The following is a 17,102-nucleotide window of genomic DNA, read 5'->3' on the forward strand; positions in this document are numbered from 1 at the left end:
GCATGATCCGATTTTTCACCCATACTATTTTGCTCGTTTTACTGATGCTTCAGTTTTCCGCTCATGCCCAAAAGCAAAACGCACAGAACCCCATTTTGTTTGCGGATGTTCCGGATGCATCCATGGTGCGTGTAGAAGACACATACTATATGAGCAGTACCACCATGCATTTGAGTCCCGGGGTTCCTATCATGAAATCCAAAGACTTGGTCAATTGGGAATTGGTGAACTATGCCTATGACCGACTCGGGGAGGTGGATGCCATAAATATGGAAAACGGTAAAAATGCCTACGGCAGGGGTTCTTGGGCCAGTTGTATACGCTACCATAATGGAACATTTTATGTCTTCACGTTTGCAGCCACCACCGGAAAAACCTACGTCTTTTCTACCAAGGATATAGAAAATGGTCCATGGAACGAAACCTCATTTGAACCTTCCTATCACGACTTGACGGTCCATTTTGACGATGATGGCAAAGTATACATGATTTGGGGTGCCGGGAAATTGATGATCGCCGAACTTGAAAGCGATTTGTCCGGCGTAAAAAAAGGAACGGAAAGGGTCTTGATTGAAAACGCCAGTGCCCCGGCCGGTGACAATATCATGTTGGGTGCGGAGGGTTCACAACTCTTTAAAATCAATGGAAAATACTATCTCTTCAACATTACTTGGCCAAGAGGTGGCATGCGCACCGTATTAATTCATCGAGCGGACAACATCAACGGTCCTTGGGAAGGCAGACTTGCGCTCCAGGACAAAGGAGTTGCCCAAGGCGGCCTCATAGATACCCCGGATGGGAAATGGTTTTCTTATCTCTTTAGGGATTATGGCTCCGTGGGTAGAATTCCATATATAGTTCCGGTCAAATGGGAAGATGGTTGGCCCATACTTGGCATAGATGGAAAAGTCCCTGATTCCTTGGATTTACCTCCAAGTAATGGGCTAATACCAAACATTGTAGCATCGGATGAGTTCAAGCGTAAAAATAATGATCTAATACTTCCATTGGTTTGGCAATGGAACCACAACCCTGTGGATAGTTTATGGTCACTTTCGGACCGTAAGGGCTTTTTACGATTGACCACAGGACGAACGGACGAAACCTTGGTGGATACCCGAAATACGCTCACACAACGAACGATCGGACCCGTTTGTACGGGCGTAACCTCCATAGACGTTTCCAACATGAAGGAAGGTGATAAGGCCGGATTGGCGCTTCTCCAAAAAAACTACGGCTGGGTGGGTGTAACCCATGCAAATGACAAAAAGAAAATTGTCATGGTTGAGGGAAACGATGAAGCTGAAAAAAAGGTGGAGGAGCTCGCACTAAATCAAGAAACAATCTATTTAAAAGCAAGTTGTGATTTTACGGACAAAAAGGATGTGGCTTGGTTTTATTATAGTTTGGATAACAAAAATTGGAAGAGAATAGGGTCGGAATTAAAAATGTCCTACACCCTACCCCACTTTATGGGATACCGTTTTGGGCTCTTCAATTATGCCACTTCCCAAACCGGAGGCTCGGTGGATTTCGACTATTTCCGGATTAAGAATGAACTGGATTAAAAAACACTACTATGAATTTTAAGAATTTTTATTTACAAATTATCACCTCGGCTCTGCTTTTAACTGCAGCCCTTGGCTTTGGTCAGCAAGCGAATGTCAACTTGGACTATAACCCCCAGAAAGATACGGAAGGGTTGATTCCTTTTAGTGCAGCGGTAAATTCTCCTGAAGTGCATGATGACCGCACCGTTACTTTTCGGGTAAAGGCTCCGGACGCAAAAAATGTGGAATTGAACCCGGGAGCCATCAACACTGCCTTGGGCAAGGGAAGAGAGCCCATCCCTTTTACCAAAGGTGATGATGGGGTCTGGTCATTGACTATTGGCCCCCTTCCGGTGGATATGTATTCGTATCATTTTAGGGTAGATGGTGCACAAATTGCAGATCCCAATAATACCCAGGCCGCTTTTACGGCCATGCCACCATACAGTACTTTGGTGGTGCATGGTGACGAACCTTCGTATTATGATGCGAAAAATGTACCCCATGGAAATGTCACGCGTCACGTTTATCATTCGGATGTCACCAATGGCGAAAGAGAATTGTATGTATACACTCCTCCCGGCTATGATTCCAGTAAAGAATATCCAGTACTCTATTTGGTCGGAGGGAGTGGCGAGCTCCCATCCAATTGGATTTATGATGGAAGGGTAAATTTTATTATGGACAACCTTTTGGCAGAAGGCAAGGCAAAGCCAATGATTATTGCCATTCCCAACAATCAGGTCATCCACAGAAACCATCCTGAGCATGCACAACTGACTTTTGATATTTTTGAAAAGGAGCTACGAAACCATGTGATTCCAATAGTAGATAGAAATTACAGTACGATAGAATCTCCTCAAGGAAGAGCCATTTCCGGATTATCCATGGGAGGCCGTCACAGTATGTTCATCGGTTTTAGGTCGCTCGATCTTTTTGCGAACTTTGGAATTCTCAGTGCTGGAGATACCGATGCGGAAACTTCTTTGAAAGATTTCTTAAATGATCCAAACGTCAATGACAAGGTCGATTATCTTTTCGTAGGTCAAGGAACCAAGGAAGCGGAAGGTTTTTTCAATGCTAGGGTCCAAGGCCTCGTCGATGCCTTAAAAAACCACAACATAGAACACGACTACTATGTGGGCGGCAAGGGTGGACATGACTGGTCTACTTGGCGGCACCTCTTATATTATAGGTTTCTGCCCAACCTTTGGAAAGACCTTGATAACTGAACAAAAATCCTTCCAACTTGAAAAAAATACTATACTTCTTTATTTTCTTAAGTACTATCCTAGTAGGTGCCCAGAATAGTGATTTGTCAAGGGATAGTATCGCCAAGTATACCCGACAAGATTTTGCACAAATGAAGGAGCAATTGGGGATTACGATTCCCAATCGTCCAGGACCATCAGGAAATCCCACTGACCCCAATGACGCTAATACGGATGAGAACAAAGTTGGTTTCTATTCCCTACCCGACCCTTTAGTTACTTCAAACGGAACTCCAGTAGCAACAGAAAAAGCTTGGTGGAATATTAGAAGACCAGAAATAGTAGTACAATTTGAAAAGGAGATGTATGGTCGTGTCCCAAAAAATGTACCCAATGTAAGTTGGACCGTCGTGTCGGAAAAAGATACCACGGCAGGCCCCTATCCGGTGACAGAAACGCTTCTTATGGGTAAGGTGAACAACTCCAACCATCCTGATATCGAAGTCAATATAGAATTGCTGATAGGCCTTCCCAAAAACATTGAAAAGGCGGTGCCATTGGTCACTCGTTTTGGCTTTATCACTTGGCCTTTTGGTCCACCTCCCGCAGAACCTAGCAGTTATTTTATGTCCTCTTATGAACCTTTATGGAAACAGCAACTCATCTCACAGCACTGGGGCTATGCCATTTTGGTACCCACAAGTGTACAGGCTGATCATGGGGCCGGACTCACCTCTGGCATCATCGGCTTGACAAACAAAGGAAAACATAGAAGTCCGCAAGATTGGGGCGTGCTTCGTGCTTGGGCCTGGGGCGCAGAAAGAGCCATGGACTACTATGAAACTAATCCTAAAATCGATGCCTCAAAAATCGGTATTGAAGGAACCTCTCGCTATGGTAAGGCGGCCTTGGTCACCATGGCCTTTGACCCACGGTTTTCTTTGGGCTTTATTGGTAGCTCTGGTGCTGGAGGAGCTTCCCTATTACGAAGGAATTATGGTGAGATGGTAGAAAATTTGGCTTCTAGCGGCGAGTACCACTGGTTTGCTGGCAATTTCATTAAGTACGCTAGCACGCTCACGGTAAATGACTTGCCCGTTGATGCCCATGAACTCATTGCCCTATGTGCGCCAAGACCAGTTTTTATAAGTGTGGGTTCGCCACTCATCGAAGGAAATTGGGTGGATGGAAAGGGCATGTTCCTTGCAGGACTTCATGCCACCCCAGTATATACCTTACTCGGCAAAAAAGGTATGGAAAGCGAAGAATATCCGGTAATTGGTCAAGCTTTAACTTCTGGAGAAGTTGCTTTTAGACAACATGCGGGCGGCCATAGCACAGGGCCCAACTGGAGTACTTGGATTGCGTGGGCACATAAATACTGGAAAGATGAATAAGAATTAATACAACTTTTGAATAATTTAAAAATGAGAAAAAAAAATACACTTTTAGCAATGGCCGTTGTATCGCTGTTTGCAATGGTAAGCTTTACCGTTTCGGAATACAGTACGTATCCACCCAAAAAAAACGTTCCCATATTCACCAAAGTCATCTATGAGGGTAACGATCAGGTCTACAACGATTTTCCATTGGAAGAAGGGGAATTTTATAACCCCATTTTACAGGGTTGTTACCCAGACCCTGCCATTACCAGAAAGGGAGACGACTATTATATGGTTTGCTCCTCTTTTGCCATGTTTCCCGGCGTGCCGATTTTCCACTCAAAAGATTTAGTTAATTGGACCGACTTAGGTGGTGTTCTAGATGATATTACAGAGTTCAATCCTCATGATACCGGTATTAGTCAAGGTGTTTATGCCCCTGGTATAACCTACAACCCTCATAATGATACATTTTATATGATTGTTACGGCTTTTTCTGGGGGACTAGGAAATATCATCGTAAAAACAAAAGATCCTATGAAAGGATGGGGCAGCCCAAAAAAGCTAGATTTTGGCGGAATTGACCCTTCCATTTTCTTTGATGATGACGGTAAGGGGTATGTTGTACATAATGATGCCCCGGATAAAGGAAAAGAATTATACAATGGGCACAGGGTCATCAAGATATGGGAATATGATATTGAGAAGGATCAAGTAATAGCCGGTACAGACGAAATCATTGTAGATGGTGGCGTAGATATTACCGAAAAACCTATTTGGATCGAGGCACCACATATCTATAAAAAAGACGGAAGTTATTACTTAATGTGCGCGGAAGGTGGTACGGGCGACTGGCATAGTGAAGTGATTTTTAAAAGTGATAGCCCAAAAGGAACCTACATTCCTGCTCCGAGTAACCCGATTTTGACCCAACGTTACTTTCCAAAAGACAGAGAAAATATGGTGGACTGGGCCGGTCATGCCGATTTGGTTAAAGGTCCGGATGACCAATATTACGGCGTATTCCTTGCCATTAGACCCAATGAAGAAAATCGCGTTAATACGGGTCGGGAGACCTTCATTCTACCGGTGGATTGGTCCGGTGAATATCCTGTCTTCGAAAATGGCTTAGTCCCTATGGAGCCAAAGCTTAAAATGCCGCAAGGCGTAACCAATAAAACCGGTCAAGATGGTTTTATACCCAATGGAAACTTCACCTTTGAAGAAAATTTCTCTTCGGATAAGCTGGATTATAGATGGATTGGTTTAAGGGGTACACGGGAAGCATTCATCAAACAAACAAAGAAAGGCTTGGAAATCTCCCCGTTCAGTACCAACATCAAGGAACGAAAACCTACCTCAACGTTATTTCATCGGCAACAGCATAGAACCTTTTCCTTTACAACTACTTTGGAATATGAGCCGAAATCGGAAAAAGACATGGCCGGAGTTACGGCCTATCAAAATGAAAATTCCAATTATGTATTCGGTATCACAAAAAAAGGAAAGCAAAACTATTTAGTTCTTCAGAAAAACAGTAAACCCAATTGGCGTGGAGAAACAGTTTCTAAAATCATAGCAACGGAACCGATTGATTTGAATGGCCCAATAGACCTAAAAATATCAGCCGAAGGGGATGAATATCAATTCAGTTATGCAGTAAACGGTTCGGATTTCAAAACGGTTGGCGGAACAGTTTCTGGAGATATTCTTTCTACCGATGTTGCCGGAGGTTTTACCGGTGCCTTGTTAGGATTGTATGCAACATCAGGTAACGACATCATACTGGAGGATTAGTACAATTATTTTTTGAAAAGTAATTACCGAGTAACTTAAAATCTACTTAATGGGGAAAAATATTTTTTATCATATAGTTTTATTCTTCTTATCATTTTCCGCTATAAATGCTCAGGAAATAATAAATCTATATTCTTCTGAAATTCCAAATTCAAAACCCTCTTAAATAAAAGAATCGGGAGAAGGTTTGTATAGGAATGTAACCCATCCTACCCTGGAATATTTTAAACCAAATCCCGAAAAAGCGACAGGCACAGCCGTTATTCTTATTCCTGGCGGCGGTTATAGTGTTGTTGTTTATCAAGGTGAAGGCATTAACAATGCAAAAATTTTAGCTGAAAAAGGTATTGCCTCTTTTGTTCTAAAATATCGCTTACCAAATGATGAGATCATGGTAAATAGAAAAATTGGCCCTTTACAAGATGCCCAACAAGCCATAAAAATAGTACGTGAAAATGCTGAAAAGTGGGGGTTGAACAAAGATAAAATTGGTGTAATGGGGTTTTCTGCTGGTGGGCATTTAGCTTCAACTGTTTCCACCCATTTTGAAAAAGCCCACATAGAAAATGCAAAGAACACAAGCTTACGGCCCGACTTTCAAATTTTGGTTTATCCAGTGATTAGCATGACCAGTAATTTAACCCACGATGGTTCTCGAAATGCTTTAATTGGTGAAAATCCAAGTGAAGAAGATGTTCAACTTTTCTCTAATGAATTACAAGTGAATACAAATACACCAATTGCTTACATAACGCATGCTGCAGATGATATCACTGTTGATGTGGACAATAGTATTGAATATTTCGAACAATTGAGACACAAAAAAGTAAATGTGGAAATGCATATTTATCCAAAAGGAGGTCATGGATTTATTTTCAAACACTCCAGCTGGATTACTCCCTTATTTGATTGGATGAAAAGGAACCAATTAATGAATGACTGATATTTTTAATTGTAAACTAGATACACAGCACTAAAAATGAAAAAACTAAGAATCCACATCGGCGTTTTGGCAATACTCCTAATGTCTTCCATAAAAATTATGGGTCAGGACCCAAACTTCCATATTTATTTAAGTTTTGGTCAGTCAAACATGGAAGGCAATGCGCGTATAGAAGCACAGGATACTATTGATGTAACCGACCGTTTTAAGGTTTTGGCAGCAGTAGACTGTCCGGAACTTAATCGAAAGAAAGGAAATTGGTACACGGCCATACCACCCCTATGCCGTTGTAAAACAGGCCTTACACCTACAGATTATTTCGGAAGAACAATGGTAGAAAGTTTGCCCGACAGCATTACAGTTGGGGTCATAAATGTAGCGGTAGGAGGTTGCAAAATTGAGCTTTTCGACAAGGATGGTTATGAGGATTATGTCAAAACAGCCCCAGATTGGATGCTGAATATGATTAAGGAATACGACGGAAATCCATATGGTCGTCTCGTAGAGATGGCAAAGATTGCTCAAAAAGATGGTGTTATAAAGGGTATTTTATTACATCAGGGAGAATCGAACACCGGGGACACCCTATGGCCCAAAAAAGTAAAAGTAGTATATGACAACCTGCTTAAAGACTTGGGGCTCGAGGCTTCCAAAACACCTTTAATTGCCGGTGAGATGGTACATGCGGATCAAGGCGGTATTTGTTCGAGTATGAACGAAATTGTTGCAACGCTTCCAGAAACGATACCCAATGCACATATTGTTTCGTCAAAGGGAGTGCCGGATGCAAAGGATAATCTTCATTTTAATGCCGAAGGCTACCGTATTCTTGGCAGAAGATATGCCATTAAACTATTGAATGTTCTTCGTAATCAGGCCAACAATCCAATTGCCGAAAGGCACGCTCCTAAAGGGTTTGATATGGAAAAGTCCGGAATAGCGAAAGGTCGTATCGACAGTATTCTGTATAATTCAAAAACGGTCGGAGCTCAAAGGAAAGCGCTCATTTACACCCCTCCAGGTTATTCCAAATCAAAACGCTATCCAGTATTATATTTATTACATGGCATCGGTGGCGATGAAAAGGAATGGTATAAAAATGGAGCTCCGGCCGTAATTTTGGACAATCTCTATGCGGAAGGAAAATTGGAACCAATGATCGTGGTCATGCCCAACGGTCGCGCCATGAAAAATGACCGGGCCGAGGGTAATATTTTTGCCCAGGATAAAGTGGCCGCATTTGCCACTTTTGAAAAAGACTTGTTGAACGATTTGATTCCGTACGTCGAGAAAAAATTCAAAGTCTACAAGGATAAGGAGCACCGTGCCATTGCAGGTCTCTCTATGGGTGGTGGGCAAACCCTAAATTTTGGTTTGGGCAATTTGGATACTTTTTCTTGGGTAGGTGCCTTTTCTTCGGCTCCGAATACAAAAGTACCTGAAGAATTACTGCCAAATCCTGAAAAGGCTAAAGAATTGGAAGTATTATGGATCAGTTGTGGCGATGCCGACGGTCTGATGCCCTTTAGCAAACGTACGAGTGATTACTTGAATGCACACGATGTACTCCATATTTTTTATGTGGAACCAGGTGGACATGATTTTGAGGTGTGGAAAAATGACTTGTACATGTTTTCTCAATTACTCTTTAAACCGGTTGATAAATCACTTTTCAACAAATACAGCGTGCTCGGATTACCAGCAAGTACCAATATAAGAAGGTCGTCCTATCCTCAAATACTACCGGATAAGCGTGTTATTTTCAAGACCAAGGCTCCGGACGCCAAAAATCTACAAATAGACCTGGGTAAAAAATACGACATGGAAATAGATGATGAAGGTTTTTGGACCGTAACCACGGACTCCATCACCGAAGGTTTTCATTACTATTCCCTGATCATCGACGGGGTAGCGGTTGCAGATCCTGCCAGCGAATCATTTTATGGAATGGGTCGTATGGCCAGTGGAATCGAGATACCGTTCAAGGGAGATGGATACTACAGCTTAAAGGATGTTCCCCATGGTGATATTCGAATTAACAAGTACTATTCCGAGGCATCCCGTTCCTGGCGAGAAATGTATGTTTATACACCTCCGGGGTACGATGGGTCAACCGGCAACTATCCGGTACTCTACCTCTTACACGGCGGTGGTGAAGACCAACGGGGATGGGCCATGCAAGGGAAGACCAATCTAATATTGGACAATTTAATTGCCGGAAATGAGGCTGAACCGATGATTATTGCCATTTTGGACGGAAATGTTTCCTCTGGCGGTCTCGCCGGATTCAACGAAAATTCACTGAAGGCCTTTGAAAACGAACTTAAGCAAGCAGCGATACCCTTTGTGGAAAACAAATACCGTGTTAAGACAGGAGCTGAAAATAGAGCCTTGGCCGGACTGTCCATGGGTGGATTACAAACACTATACGCAGGCATTCAGAACACGGACATGTTCGCTTATCTGGGTGTTTTCAGTTCGGGATGGTTCGCGAATAACGATGAGTTATCGGGTCCCCAATATGCACTTATGAAAGAGCATACCGAGAAAATCAATAACAATTTGAACCGCTTCTTTATTTCGATGGGAGGTAAAGAGGATATCGCCTACCAAAACTGTCAAGTAATGATGAAAAAATTTGACGAGATAGGTATCAAATATGAGTACAGCGAATATCCAGGAGGACATACATGGCCCGTATGGCGACATGACCTTTATACATTTGCACAGCGCTTATTTACAAAATGAAACCTTTTGAAAAATAGTGACTATGGAAAAAACAAAAGGCCTATTAAGCAATTTCCTCATGAATTCTATACTTTGAACTTATCCAATACAATGTAATCTATGTTGACTCCCAATCCCTGTAAGCACAATTGAAAATTGCTATTTACAGAGGTTGGGAGTAATAAAACAATAGGTTTAGGAACAAATAAATCAGTTTCTTAAGAAGGGGGATTTCAATTTACCACAGCATCAACCTATAGCTAATACTAGCCGATCATTCTTTTTAGGGTATAATCAATAAAGGCATTGATTCCAAATTGCCATCTTGGAATCCTATTCGTTAAGTTTACCCAATTAACCAATTGGCCAAGTTTGGGAGATGCAATTACCACTTTATCATTTATTTTATGGGTAAAGCCCATACCTTCTTTGTCCCGGTCCAACGTAGGGGCGAACATCGTTCCGCAAAAAAGTACAAACCCATCGGGATATTGATGATTATCGCTCAATACCTGACTCACCAAGTCCTCCGGAGACCTGCTTATTTCCCCCATATCACTGGAGTCTTCTAAAAGAAAGCCATCTTTTCCTTCAATTTTTAATGATACTTTTGAAGCTTTTAAATGCTCCAGGGAGAACGTATCGTCAAACATTCTAAATAACGGACCGATGGCGCATGAGCCATTTTGATCCTTCGCTTCGCCAAGTAATAAGGCGCTCCTTCCCTCAAAATCCCTCAGGTTAACATCGTTGCCCAATGTGGCACCCACTATTTGCCCTTTATTGGTCACTACCAATACCACTTCTGGTTCTGGGTTGTTCCAACCAGAATCATGGTGAACCCCTACTTCAGCGCCAAAACCAACGGAAGAAAAGGGTTGGGACTTAGTGAATACTTCGGCATCCGGCCCTATACCTACTTCCAAATATTGTGACCAGATACCCCGTTTCTTCAGTTCTTCCTTTAATTTCATGGCATGGTCAGAGCCAGGTCTAACATTATTTAGACCCTCCCCTATGGTAGCCGTAATTTCTTCCCTTATCTCATTCGCCAACATGGGATCACCTTTTGCCTTCTCCTCAATTACACGTTCCAATAGGCTTTTAATGAAAGTTACCCCGCACGCCTTTACCGCCTGGGTATCGTTAGGCGCCAGTAGAAAAGGTTTTTCTTCATCCCTATTATGGAATATGGAGTTCTCCAATATTTCTTCCAGCTTTCCTATTTGGGTAATATTTTGGTCGTTCACCTTTAGAAACTCTTTATAAGAACTAGTATTGATAAGTTCACTGGTAGATTTAAAATAATAGGACAGATCATAAACTATTCCCTTATGGGCCCAAATCACGTGGGGTCCCGCTATATTTTTAAAAGCGTTTTTTTTTGGAACGTGGCATCTTCCTATCCATATGCCTTCATTAGCCAATTCTGGGATTATTTGATTTTTATCCATGTATAGTTTTGATATTTAGTGGGTTGTACAATCGTTGTTGTATTGCCATGTATTTGCCTAATTTTATTCTAAAACATCGCCTTACGAGGTGTCGAATCTTGTTTTCAATAAATGTCTGGATGCTTATTTACCCATCTTAAAAATAAGAAACCATTTTTAAGCCTTTATTTCTAACAAGGAAAATGCCGACCCATTTTAAGAACGACTATTTTAATGCTGCACATCATCGCCCATAACATCGTAGCCTCGCCACTTAAATTCCTTGGCAAGTCCTGATGCTGCCGGCCATGCAATTTGATGCTGGTCGCTGGCCACCCATTTTCTCCTATTTTCTTCCGTATCGAAAGATATTTGAATTTGGTAGTTGAATATAGTTGGTTCCGCTTGGATCTCCTTTGACAAATCTTGAGGAAAAAGACGAAGTAGTTTAGAACTTAAATATCCGTCTTGTACGACCATTGCGGGAACATAAATGGAATAGTACATTTTTTCAAAAGCTGCCGCATTTTCCGCATCTACCACAAAGTCCATTTGCAATGCCATGGCCTTGGGTCGGTTCAAGGGTTTATTAATTTTATGCCCACTTTCATTGGATGCGGCTATACCAATCACCAAAATTTCCAAATCTTCACCATCACCAGACCATGATATCTCCTCTCCCAAGCTGGCAAAGAAGGAATCGTCTTTCTTTAACTCTACCGTGGACGAACCTACTGTAGCGGACCCTGTTCCTTTCATAATGTAATAAACCTCCTCTGTACCTTCCAATCGATGCATTTCTGTTTTGGTCCCTGCCGGCACTACTAGATGATCCACATGGTGCCAAGCGGTTCTAAAGATTTCGGGTCCCAAAATTCTTTTAAACTTTGCTCCCTTTCCATAATGGGCCTTTTCGTCCTCTTTAAGTTGGCTCCTGTTCAATTGAGCATTTACAAACACAGGGGCGCCATCTTTTTTGGTTTTGGATAAATCGTCTCCCAAATCAAAGGCATCTCCCCTTGCCTTTACCTCGCTTACGGCAAAATTCAACCACTTTAAAGGTTTTCCAGAGGCATTATAAATACCATGGGAATCGCCAAGTTTGCAGGGAACTAATGCCGGCCCCTTTAGGGTCGATGTTCTTCCATTAATCGTAAACTCCGCCTCCCCATCCAGAATAACGTACATCTCTTCAATGGAATGGTGAAAATGATGGCCTATCCCAGATTTAGGCTGAATTATTCCAGAATGTAAATACAAAAAATTAGTGGCCAGATCATTTCTACCTACTAACTGGGTAAAACCCATTGTACCTGCACCTGCGTGCACACTAGACAAATCCCGATAGGTAGAAGGGTCATTATGGACCACCCTTTCATTGAGGTTTTGCGCTATACAGATACTGCCCAAAAGACAGCACAAAAAACTAAGTATTGGTTTCATAAGAGTTAACTATATTTTAATCGATTCGAAAAATTATCATTTTTAACCCCTACGAAAGAAGTCATTTTTTATCCGGTATCCCGTAAACCACGTACCCTTTGGAAATGGCTCCCGACTTTTTTGAATGATCGTAACTATCGCTTCTAAAATTGGAAGTAGCATTTATGACCAAATATTCCTTACCGTTCAAAGTAAACATACTTGGTTGGGCATTGGTTTCATTGCTCAAAGTAGTTTCCCATAGTACGCTTCCATCTTCACTATCAAATGCATATACCTTGCCTCCTTTGGCAGTAGCAAATACGATACCCGTAGAGGTAATTACCATACCCTTACGTTGTGTACCATTTGGAGCTCCCTTGGTCTCATCCCCTTTTGCATAAAGGGAGTCCACGCCAATGGGCCGTCTCCATTTTATCGTTCCGTTATTGAGGTCATATGCAAGGATCGAAGACCAAGGTGGGTCAATTAAACCCGGCCAGTCCAAACCATAATCCGTGGTGTACCTTACTTCTGGATGATCAGTGCCTTCAGGATACTCTTGCATGGGAGCGCCACGCTGGGTATCCGGGGGAATATCCACGCCTCCTGAAGCCACAACTGGCCCTTTAATCGGTACATCTTCACGTTGGCCACGTCTAAAATTTCTACGTTCAGGATCACCCCCCAAAAACTGAAACAACGCCATTAAAGAGGCTTCGTCCACATGTATCAGACCAGGCATGACCCCTTTTCCGTTGATTACGATATTTCTAAAATCCTCATAAAACATGTGGTGTCCCAAATTTTTTAGGGAAGGTCCCGCACCACCCTCCATATTTGGACCATGACAGGCAATACACGAAGACCCGTAGAGCGATTTCACCTTATCAACATCATTATTCGTCAATTCATTTTTAGGTGGTTCCACTTTATTTAACCTGTACGTTGAGGCATACTCTTGGGTCATTATGTACATTATTCCCTTTTCTGGATCTGCAGCAGTATTACCATAGTTGGCACCACCCAAGGCTCCAGGCATCATTAGGGTTTCATATTTATCCGATGGCGGCACATACAGACCGGTTTTTGCCGAGTCCAGCCGCTTAAGCCAATCCTGTCGAAGGCTATCCGAAAAATATGGATTCAAATTTTCCTTGGTTACCTCATGTCTTGTAAAACTAGGAAGTGATGTTATGGGTTGGGTAGGCCAAGATTCTTCCCCAGGCATTTCGCTTTTTGGAAATGGTTTTTCTTCGATTGGAAATAAAGGTTCCCCGGATACCCGATCAAACACAAAAACAAATCCATGTTTTGTGGCTATGGAAACCGCATCTATTTTTTTCCCATCCTTGTTCACTGTTAGTAGTTGAGGTGCAGGTGATAGATCATAATCCCACAAATCATGATGTACCGTTTGGTAATGCCAAAATCTTTCTCCTGTCTTGGCATCTACGGCAACCAAGGAATTTGCAAAAAGATTACTTCCTAGTCTATCGGCCCCGTAATAATCATACGTAGGTGAACCAATGGGCAAATACGCGATTCCCCTTTCCTCATCTACGGAGATTTCACTCCAAACATTGGCACCGCCCACGTATTTGTAAGCATCCTTTGGCCATGTTTCATAGCCATATTCGCCAGGATGGGGAATTGTATGAAATATCCACTCCATTTTACCAGTGACCACATTATAGGCCCTGACATGACCCGGCGGCGAAAAATATCCTTCTCCGGGCGCGGACCCCAATATCAATAGATTGTCATAAATGACACCTGGCATCATAGATTGAATACGGGTTATTGAGGTTGGATTACGGTCCAACCCTTCCCTAAGATCTACATATCCATTGTTTCCAAAATTCTCTATGGATTTTCCTGTTCTTGCATCTATGGCCTGTATGGAATTGTTCAAGGTAAACAACAATCTTTGATCACTCTTGTCCTCACTTTCCCAGTAATTGATACCTCTTCTGGTAATTCCCGGTAAATTGGCATGAATCCAAAGCTCTTCCCCTGTTAGGGCATTAATTGCAATTAAAGAACTATTCTTTCCTAACACAAACATGGTACTGTCCACAATAATAGGACTAAAAAAATAAAACCTATCATCGCCGGAAGGATAGCTCCAAAGCATTTCCAATTGACCTACATTTTCCTTGGTAATACTAGGCGACTCAAAAAACTTGGATTGATCCGGACTGCCCCCATAGTGGGACCATGTCTTATGGTCCCTTCTTTGAACTTCAGGAGATTGACATCCAACAAGAACGAGTAAGATCATCGTTACTGAAAGAGAAATCAGAAATCTGGATAAGTCTTTTTTTTGCATTATTTTAAGGTGTAAAATCCCGGCGATAAGGGTTTTAATTTCAACCGTACTCCTAACGGTTACCAAGTTCTTTTCTTCAATATTTCTTGAATCTGTTCCCTTGAAACAGGAAGATCATCTATATGTTCGTTGAGCCACTTGCTAAAGTCTTTTTCTATATCCTCTGCCCAACGGGTATCTATTTGTCCTGCGGTATATACACCTTCTTTTATGCGCAAGTGGCCAAACATATCACGGAGCCTAACAACTTCCGAAGTTGTTGCGACCTTTTCGGCTAAGTGGGGAGGTATAAAAGTCACTACTCCCATTTTTCCCAAGACCACGTCGCCTGGCATAACGGTTACCGTTCTGATTCGGGTAGGTTGGTTTATACCGATGAGCATCGTATTCAAATCTCCCGGTGGATTGTGGTGGGATGCATCATAGCTGGTGTAATAGGAGGTAAAACCACCTATTTCCATGAGTCCCTCCACATCCCTAAGAGCGCCGTCGTAAACGATGCCATTTCCAGTTTTGGCATAAATGGCATTCCCTACATTGTCCCCAATGGTAGGACCGTCCTTATCCGCACCAAATTGATCGGCAACATAAACATCACCCTTAACCAAAATATCCACGGGCCATGTATTTTGTCCCCGTTTTCCCTCAGCTTTTCCACGGTCATCAATGGCTTTCCATACATCAGGGCGGCCTGGCATAAAGGTGGCTGTTACGGCGCGACCTACCAAAACACTATCTGGATTGATCATTTTCCAATCCTCCGCTATTTGATATCGATATCCTTCGTTCTTCATGACGGCCCAAGCCTCTTCCACACTTACGGATTTTATCCTTTCCAACAGGGCATCGGACACCTTGGGTCTTCCATCATCAAAACGTTCTCCGGTCCATTGTGGAGTCAAAAAAATAAGTTCTTCCTTACTGATCTGCTGCCCCATCATTTGTGTTGCAAGACCCACGAGCACCACTAGGAGCATATATTTTTTTTTAAACATAATCTTCTCTATTTAATGTGTTATTAATTATTCAAAAAACGGAATTCCTTCAGGTGCATATTTTCGCATGGCATCCTCATTGATGTCTACCCCAATACCCGGTTTATCCGAAACTTTTACAAAACTATCCTTTACCCAATCTCCTTCATCATAGGTTACTATTTCCTTAAACATGGGGTCTGTATGAAAGTACGATTGCCATTCCATTAAATGGAAATTTGGAACCGAGGCACACACATGGGCGCAGGCCATGGCACCTAGGAATGAAGCCACCATGTGTGGAGAGAAAGGAACATAATATAAATTGGCCAAATTGGCAATACGTTGACCTTCACCTAATCCGCCACATTTTTGAAGATCTGGCATAATAATATCCACTCCATTGTCTAACAATTGCTTGAACCCGTGACCTAGATACACATTTTCACCAGCAGAAATTGGAGTACTTGTTTCTTCGGCAAGTGTTTTAAAAGCATCAAAATTTTCTGCTGGTATGGGCTCTTCCAACCAAGTAAGATTTAAATCCTCTACTTTTTTTGCTATGGTCTGGGCGGTAACATGATCATAACGTCCATGCATATCCACACACAAATCAATTTTTGGACCTACCGCTTCCCTCACCGCGGCAAGTTGATCATACATACGTATAATTTCACCCGGACTGGCGGTCCAATTATATCGATCATACTTATCCGGATCACTAGCATAATCCAAATCGAACTTTAAGGCATTGAAACCCCAATTTTTGATGGCATCCTTTGCTGCGGTAGCGAAATCGTCCGGAGAGGGAAAACGAACCCTATAAAGCGCCGTATCACAATATACTCTTACCTTGTCCCTGAATTTGCCTCCAAGCAACTTATAAACAGGCAAATCCAAGGCTTTGCCAGCCAAGTCCCACAAGGCAGTTTCAATAGCTGAGAGAACTGCTACGTAAGTACCTGACTGCGCGCCGCCAAAATGACCCGCCCGTCTAATATCCTCAAATATTTTATGAACGTTGAAAGGACTTTGGTCCCTTAAAAAAAAACCCATTCTTTTGACCAGGTGGTAGGTACCTGGCACGGCATCAACACCTTCTCCACATCCGTAAATTCCCTGATTGGTATGTATTTTCACGAAAAGACCACTACCCCTTCGTATAAAACCACATTTTACATCGGTTATCTTTAAATCTGAAGGCGCAGAAAGTTTGGGGTTTTTATCAATAGCTGCTACATATTCGTTACCATAGGTACTTGAAACCATACCTAAACCTGCTCCAGCCATTAAAGATTTTGATATAAAAGATCTTCTTGAATTTTTCATTG

The 17,102-nt window shown here is 42.2% G+C and carries 11 protein-coding genes; 6 read left to right on the forward strand and 5 right to left on the reverse strand.

What is annotated here, in order from left to right:
- Positions 1-2 precede the first annotated feature (2 nt).
- The 6 genes from PP181_RS00650 (at position 3) to PP181_RS00675 (ending at position 9,631) form a co-directional block, all read left to right on the forward strand.
- Positions 3-1,568 (forward strand): glycoside hydrolase family 43 protein, encoded by a 1,566-nt coding sequence (locus tag PP181_RS00650; RefSeq protein ID WP_272635588.1) that lies wholly within the window; start codon positions 3-5, stop codon positions 1,566-1,568.
- Between the two features lie 11 nt (positions 1,569-1,579).
- Positions 1,580-2,782 carry an esterase gene (locus PP181_RS00655; RefSeq protein WP_272635589.1) on the forward strand — a complete coding sequence of 401 codons (1,203 nt, stop codon included), beginning with the start codon at positions 1,580-1,582 and terminating at the stop codon, positions 2,780-2,782.
- A 17-nt stretch (positions 2,783-2,799) separates the two neighbouring features.
- Positions 2,800-4,158, forward strand: coding sequence for a glucuronyl esterase domain-containing protein (locus tag PP181_RS00660; protein WP_272635590.1), 1,359 nt, complete (start codon positions 2,800-2,802; stop codon positions 4,156-4,158).
- Positions 4,159-4,188: 30 nt separating this feature from the next.
- Positions 4,189-5,940, forward strand: coding sequence for a glycoside hydrolase family 43 protein (locus tag PP181_RS00665; protein WP_272635591.1), 1,752 nt, complete (start codon positions 4,189-4,191; stop codon positions 5,938-5,940).
- A 187-nt stretch (positions 5,941-6,127) separates the two neighbouring features.
- Positions 6,128-6,883 carry an alpha/beta hydrolase gene (locus PP181_RS00670; RefSeq protein ID WP_272635592.1) on the forward strand — a complete coding sequence of 252 codons (756 nt, stop codon included), beginning with the start codon at positions 6,128-6,130 and terminating at the stop codon, positions 6,881-6,883.
- Positions 6,884-6,919: 36 nt separating this feature from the next.
- Positions 6,920-9,631, forward strand: coding sequence for an alpha/beta hydrolase-fold protein (locus PP181_RS00675; protein ID WP_272635593.1), 2,712 nt, complete (start codon positions 6,920-6,922; stop codon positions 9,629-9,631).
- 245 nt (positions 9,632-9,876) lie between these two features.
- Here the strand turns inward: PP181_RS00675 and PP181_RS00680 are convergent, their stop codons facing one another.
- The 5 genes from PP181_RS00680 to PP181_RS00700 all read right to left on the reverse strand — a co-directional run bounded on the left by PP181_RS00680 (position 9,877) and on the right by PP181_RS00700 (position 17,100).
- Entirely contained in the window at positions 9,877-11,064 is a 1,188-nt protein-coding gene (locus PP181_RS00680) for a fumarylacetoacetate hydrolase family protein (protein ID WP_138257845.1), read from the reverse strand.
- Between the two features lie 210 nt (positions 11,065-11,274).
- Positions 11,275-12,486, reverse strand: a complete 1,212-nt coding sequence (locus PP181_RS00685; protein ID WP_272635594.1) for a cupin domain-containing protein — start codon at positions 12,484-12,486, stop codon at positions 11,275-11,277.
- Between the two features lie 61 nt (positions 12,487-12,547).
- A complete protein-coding gene (locus tag PP181_RS00690) occupies positions 12,548-14,797 on the reverse strand; it encodes an outer membrane protein assembly factor BamB family protein (RefSeq protein WP_272635595.1) in 2,250 nt (749 codons plus the stop codon).
- A gap of 59 nt (positions 14,798-14,856) precedes the next feature.
- Positions 14,857-15,792, reverse strand: a complete 936-nt coding sequence (locus tag PP181_RS00695) for an RraA family protein (RefSeq protein ID WP_154917371.1) — start codon at positions 15,790-15,792, stop codon at positions 14,857-14,859.
- 27 nt (positions 15,793-15,819) lie between these two features.
- The gene (locus tag PP181_RS00700) at positions 15,820-17,100 is read right to left on the reverse strand and encodes a mandelate racemase/muconate lactonizing enzyme family protein (protein WP_154917372.1); all 1,281 of its coding nucleotides are present in this window, start codon (positions 17,098-17,100) and stop codon (positions 15,820-15,822) included.
- Positions 17,101-17,102 lie beyond the last annotated feature (2 nt).

This window comes from Maribacter sp. PR66, assembly GCF_028464205.1.
Taxonomy (GTDB): domain Bacteria; phylum Bacteroidota; class Bacteroidia; order Flavobacteriales; family Flavobacteriaceae; genus Maribacter; species Maribacter flavus.

What these genes read in the sequence shown, in the direction of transcription:
- PP181_RS00650 (WP_272635588.1), top strand. Translation starts at nt 3, where the DNA reads ATGATCCGATTTTTCACCCATACTATTTTGCTCGTTTTACTGATGCTT.
- PP181_RS00655 (WP_272635589.1), top strand. Translation starts at nt 1,580, where the DNA reads ATGAATTTTAAGAATTTTTATTTACAAATTATCACCTCGGCTCTGCTT.
- PP181_RS00665 (WP_272635591.1), top strand. Translation starts at nt 4,189, where the DNA reads ATGAGAAAAAAAAATACACTTTTAGCAATGGCCGTTGTATCGCTGTTT.
- PP181_RS00675 (WP_272635593.1), top strand. Translation starts at nt 6,920, where the DNA reads ATGAAAAAACTAAGAATCCACATCGGCGTTTTGGCAATACTCCTAATG.
- PP181_RS00680 (WP_138257845.1), bottom strand. Translation starts at nt 11,064, where the DNA reads ATGGATAAAAATCAAATAATCCCAGAATTGGCTAATGAAGGCATATGG.
- PP181_RS00685 (WP_272635594.1), bottom strand. Translation starts at nt 12,486, where the DNA reads ATGAAACCAATACTTAGTTTTTTGTGCTGTCTTTTGGGCAGTATCTGT.
- PP181_RS00690 (WP_272635595.1), bottom strand. Translation starts at nt 14,797, where the DNA reads ATGCAAAAAAAAGACTTATCCAGATTTCTGATTTCTCTTTCAGTAACG.
- PP181_RS00695 (WP_154917371.1), bottom strand. Translation starts at nt 15,792, where the DNA reads ATGTTTAAAAAAAAATATATGCTCCTAGTGGTGCTCGTGGGTCTTGCA.
- PP181_RS00700 (WP_154917372.1), bottom strand. Translation starts at nt 17,100, where the DNA reads ATGAAAAATTCAAGAAGATCTTTTATATCAAAATCTTTAATGGCTGGA.